Raw genomic sequence first — 712 nt, 5'->3', positions numbered from 1 at the left:
CCGGCGATTGCGCTTGTCTGGTGCGCCAGCGTCTTGCTGCTGAACCTCGGGGGCGGCACTATTCCGATGGTGGCCGGGCTGCTGGTGTCGGCAGGTGTGCTGCTGGTCTCCATTGCACTGCGTCCGCTCGGCACCGTTCGCGAAAGGCGGCTGCTGCCGCGGCAGTTCTTCCCGGTGGCCTACATTGCGCATCTGGCGCTGCTGTGGGCATTATCGGCGGGGCTGTCATGGACAGCATAACGGCCCGGTGCGCCGACGGCCGGCGTTGCCGGCTGCGGCTGCCGCGCGGCTTTGATGTGCGCGTGCGCCGGCGCGCGGAGGTTGCCTGGCGAGACTGGCTGTCGGGACTTCGCAAGGCGGTGCGTTTGAGGCCACGCAGGGAGCTGCTCAAGCTGGACGTGGGTCAGGGCTGGCGGCTGCTGAGCGATGACGAGGGATGTTGCTGGACGCTGCTGTCGCATGCGCAATACACGCAGCGTCTGCAGCGCAGGCCGTGAAATCAACCACAAGGAGAGCAGAAGATGCTGGAAACCGTCATTGGATTTTTGACCGTGGGAGTGAGCGTATTTGTGGCGGTGTCGTTTTTGCCGGCCATCCAGCCGCAGAACGCGGCGCTGCTGCGCTGGGTTCGCGGCGGCTGCGTCCGGCCGCCCGGCGACGCCGGGCGTGACGGTGACCGGTTTTCTCAGGCGGCCAGGGAGGCGATTAATCG

General features: G+C 66.7%; 2 protein-coding genes and 1 pseudogene. All 3 read left to right on the top strand.

All coding sequences use genetic code 11. The annotated features are described in order from the left end of the window. Positions 1 to 240: pseudogene (locus AC4PR2_RS29430) on the top strand (hypothetical protein); the annotation flags it as partial. Next, positions 228 to 497 carry a ParE family toxin-like protein gene (locus AC4PR2_RS29425; protein ID WP_492176116.1) on the top strand — a complete coding sequence of 90 codons (270 nt, stop codon included), beginning with the start codon at positions 228 to 230 and terminating at the stop codon, positions 495 to 497. The pseudogene AC4PR2_RS29430 and the gene AC4PR2_RS29425, both read left to right, overlap by 13 nt. 24 nt (positions 498 to 521) lie before the next feature. After that, positions 522 to 712: hypothetical protein (locus AC4PR2_RS29420; protein WP_492176115.1), on the top strand; the 191-nt coding region annotated here is incomplete at its 3' end.

It is taken from the genome of Serratia sp. A07 (assembly GCF_058725505.1).
This window is presented reverse-complemented; position numbering and strand designations above follow the sequence as displayed.